Source organism: Aquibium sp. ELW1220, assembly GCF_030398385.1.
Classification (GTDB): domain Bacteria; phylum Pseudomonadota; class Alphaproteobacteria; order Rhizobiales; family Rhizobiaceae; genus Aquibium.
This window is the reverse complement of the sequence record NZ_JAOAOQ010000094.1, coordinates 1-3238: the sequence shown is the minus strand read 5'-3', so window position 1 is coordinate 3238 and position 3238 is coordinate 1. Positions and strand designations below refer to the sequence as shown.

The window sequence follows — 3238 nt, the reverse complement described above, 5'->3', positions numbered from 1 at the left end:
CGTTCTTCCGATATCTCGGCGATCGCCTCGGCATACCCGCCCACCAGCCGATACCGCGACTCCCCGATCTCGTCAGGCAAGCCGCTCAAGCCTGATCGCCCGGAAATCTGCCCCGGTTACCTTCCTTCACTTCTTTCAATCTTTCAACCGGATCCCTTTGTGTGTGTGTCCTCGCGCGTGCGGTTAAAACAAGGAGGAGGTACCTCATGAAATAATTGAAATATTGAAAGAAGTTATATTATATATAGAGATCAACACCTTAGGGGCCGACTTCTTTCAAGATGCCCCGTTGAAGGAATTGAAGGAAGTGACGGGCGGCCCGCTCGCCCCGCGCCTGACGTGACCAGACCACCCTTCGGGGCCTGGCGAGACCGCAGCCTTCACCGGCCAGCCCTCTCGCCGAGCCTGCCAGAACGAAGAGGAGGTCGGCATGTCCGAACCCATACATCCCCTGTGCAGCACCCTCGCACTCGATCTCGGAACCACCACCGGCTTTGCCATCCGCAACACGTCGGGCCTGATCACCAGTGGCACGGTGTCGTTCCGACCCGGTCGCTACGAAGGCGGCGGCATGCGCTTCCTGCGCATGACCAACTGGCTGACCGCAACCGAAGAAGCCGTCGGTCCGATCGGCGCCATCTTCTTCGAAGAAGTCCGTCGCCATGTCGGCACCGACGCGGCCCACGTCTATGGCGGGCTGCTGGCCGTGATGTCGTCGTGGGCCGAATTGCGCGGCGTGCCCTATCAGGGCGTGCCGGTCGGCACCATCAAGCGGTTCATCACCGGCAAGGGCAACGCCGACAAGGCGGCGGTCATTGCCGCCGTTCGTGGTCGTGGGTTCAGTCCGGCCGACGACAACGAGGCCGACGCCATCGCAATCCTGCTCTGGGCCATCGAGACCATGGGAGGCGTGCGATGAACGGGGAGACGATGCTCCGCAATGCCGCGTCGGTCGTCGCCGGGCGGCGCAGGACCTATGGCGATCCGGCCACCTCGATGGCGTCCGTCGCGGCGCGCTGGTCGATCACGCTCGGCACGCCTGTGTCGGCAGCCCAGGTCGTGCTCTGCCTGATCGACCTGAAGCTCGCCCGCCTGGCACACGATCCAGCGCACCAGGACTCGATCCTCGACGTGGCCGGCTATGCCGCCGTCCTGCGGGAGGTCACGCGATGAATTGGCTCCCCAGAGGATATGGCGGCGAACGCCGCGATCCCGAACAGGTCAAGAGCGAAGGCTGGCGCAAGCAGGGCCTGCTGGTCGTCAGCCCCGCCGACCCGCGCCTCACATGGCCGGAGCGGGAACTGGTCAAGCAACTCGGCGACAGGCTGTACGGCAAGCGCCCCGAACCGAAGGAGGGCCGGTGATGGCACGAGGACGCAAATGCAAGACGGGCAAGCGCTATCCCTGCGGCAAGCTGGAGCGCGCCGAGACCGAACGCGAGGCGATGGCGGTCGCGCTCGATGCCCGCCGCCGCCACTACGGCGTGTCGATCAAACGAGCGAGGGACCAGCGGCTTGGTTCAGCACTCGGCCGGCTGGCCTTCACGAAGCTGATCAGCAATGACCAGCACGAGGCGGGCAGGGTCTTCGGCGAGCTCTACCAGCGTCACCATGCCGTCATGGGACTGCTTGCTCCAACGCCACGCTCGATCGCCGGCCGCCTGATCGAGGAGGGCATCATGGGCTTGAGCCCGAGCGAACCGACGCTCGACCAGATCGAACGGCTGCGCAGGCGCTTTCGCGAGGCCGCGGCAGCGCTCACCGAATGCGATCGGCACAACCGCGCGGATCGGGGTAGCGGGCCGAGCCACCTGGTTCACCGCGTGGTCTGTACCGACGAGGACACGCTCTCCTGGTCGAATGCCGACATCGCCAACTTGCGGGTCGGGCTCAATGCGCTGGTGCGGGTGTTCAGAATCTGATGCGTCGTGTTCTGGTCGGGCTGGCATGTCGCTAAAGGTGAGCAACTCGGCGTCCGAGTTGCCGTGGTTGGTCGCGGAGACGGAGTGCCGGTGCGATCAAGCGATGGGCACGACGGCCAGAGCGATGACCGTGATTGCGCAGAGCAACAAATCCGCGGGCAGGAACTGAATGGCAGTCGGCTTTTGGCGCGAATAGCGGGTCTGTTCCATGGTAGCCTCCAACGGGAAGGGTCTTTCCCGATTGATGTAGGCTACGCCTGTCCGCATTCTTGTTCTGCGAGTTAATTCACCCTGCAGACCGACCTTTCCCCGGCAGAGGTAGGCCATTGGCCTACTGGCGAGCACGCAGCACTGCGACGAAGCTACCGTGTTGATTCAACGTACGAATATGCTTGACGCCGATTGGCGACGCAGTTAGACGTTCCGATATTGGACGATCACCAAATGCGCCTGGAGCCACCGCTCCGGGCGCTTTTTGTTTCGGGGCTCGTCATGCGCCTGGTCGTCATCGACGCTGACGCCACCCGCATCCGCTTCGAGGCCGCCTGCCATCGTCTTGGCGAGGGCGAAGCCCGTCGTGCCTTCTCGATGGCGCTGAACAAGGAAGGCCGCAAGGCCTACACCGCCCACCGACGCGCCCTGGTCAAGCAGACCTCCATCCCACGCCCGGTCGTCACGGCGGCGATGCGCTTCGACAGCGCCCGGCGGAACCGACTGGAAACGAGGATCACCGGAACAGGCCGTCACTTGCCGCTGTCGGTGTTCAAGCCGCGTCAGTTCTCCTACGGTGTTCGGGCAAAGATCTGGGGCAAGGCCCAGACCTACCGCTCGGCCTTCCTGGTCAGAGGCTTCGGCAACGAGGCGTTCAAGCGCGTGGGCAAGGCACGGCTGCCGATCGAACGGCTGTGGGGACCTGCGGTGCCGAGCGAGATGCTGCGTGACGCAGCCGTCGCGATCTGGCAGGATCAGATGCCGGCGATCGATGCCGAGGCGCGGCGTCTGATCGGACTGATGATTGGCGGGCATCGTATTGGTTCGTTGCGATAGGCGACTGCTAAGTAGAGACAAAGACGTGTTAACTATTGCATCCGACGTCGTAAGACGAAGTCGGATAAAGTAAGTTTGGAAGAATTAATATATGAGAAGAAAATACTAGGGGTGGGGGGTATAGGAGCCCCATAATACTTGTTTATACTGCGCTGTCGCCGCTGCCCGGTTTTCGCGTGTTTTTTCCGGTTTGATTTTTCCGTTTTGTTTTGATTTCAGGGGGTCTAAATCATTGAAATCATTGATGTCGACCCCAACGAAGCGGGTTTT

General features: G+C 62.3%; 6 protein-coding genes. All 6 read left to right on the top strand.

Translation table 11 applies throughout. The features are described 5' to 3' along the window. Positions 1-210 (top strand): hypothetical protein (locus tag N1F91_RS30795; protein WP_289997728.1); only part of this gene is annotated, 210 nt, incomplete at its 5' end. Between the two features lie 220 nt (positions 211-430). Further along, positions 431-919 carry a hypothetical protein gene (locus tag N1F91_RS30790; RefSeq protein WP_289997727.1) on the top strand — a complete coding sequence of 163 codons (489 nt, stop codon included), beginning with the start codon at positions 431-433 and terminating at the stop codon, positions 917-919. After that, the gene (locus tag N1F91_RS30785; protein WP_289997726.1) at positions 916-1173 is read left to right on the top strand and encodes a DUF6378 domain-containing protein; all 258 of its coding nucleotides are present in this window, start codon (positions 916-918) and stop codon (positions 1171-1173) included. The genes N1F91_RS30790 and N1F91_RS30785 overlap by 4 nt, the downstream gene beginning before the upstream one ends. Further along, on the top strand, positions 1170-1364 hold the full coding sequence (locus tag N1F91_RS30780; protein WP_289997725.1) for a hypothetical protein: 195 nt from the start codon (positions 1170-1172) through the stop codon (positions 1362-1364). Before N1F91_RS30785 ends, N1F91_RS30780 begins: the two co-directional genes overlap by 4 nt. Beyond that, positions 1364-1921, top strand: a complete 558-nt coding sequence (locus N1F91_RS30775) for a hypothetical protein (RefSeq protein WP_289997724.1) — start codon at positions 1364-1366, stop codon at positions 1919-1921. Before N1F91_RS30780 ends, N1F91_RS30775 begins: the two co-directional genes overlap by 1 nt. A gap of 492 nt (positions 1922-2413) precedes the next feature. After that, on the top strand, positions 2414-2968 hold the full coding sequence (locus N1F91_RS30770) for a hypothetical protein (protein ID WP_289997723.1): 555 nt from the start codon (positions 2414-2416) through the stop codon (positions 2966-2968). The last annotated feature ends 270 nt before the right edge of the window (positions 2969-3238 follow it).

Coding starts and splice junctions, on each gene's coding strand:
- N1F91_RS30785 (WP_289997726.1), top strand. CDS start 916: ATGAACGGGGAGACGATGCTCCGCAATGCCGCGTCGGTCGTCGCCGGG.
- N1F91_RS30790 (WP_289997727.1), top strand. CDS start 431: ATGTCCGAACCCATACATCCCCTGTGCAGCACCCTCGCACTCGATCTC.
- N1F91_RS30780 (WP_289997725.1), top strand. CDS start 1,170: ATGAATTGGCTCCCCAGAGGATATGGCGGCGAACGCCGCGATCCCGAA.
- N1F91_RS30775 (WP_289997724.1), top strand. CDS start 1,364: ATGGCACGAGGACGCAAATGCAAGACGGGCAAGCGCTATCCCTGCGGC.
- N1F91_RS30770 (WP_289997723.1), top strand. CDS start 2,414: ATGCGCCTGGTCGTCATCGACGCTGACGCCACCCGCATCCGCTTCGAG.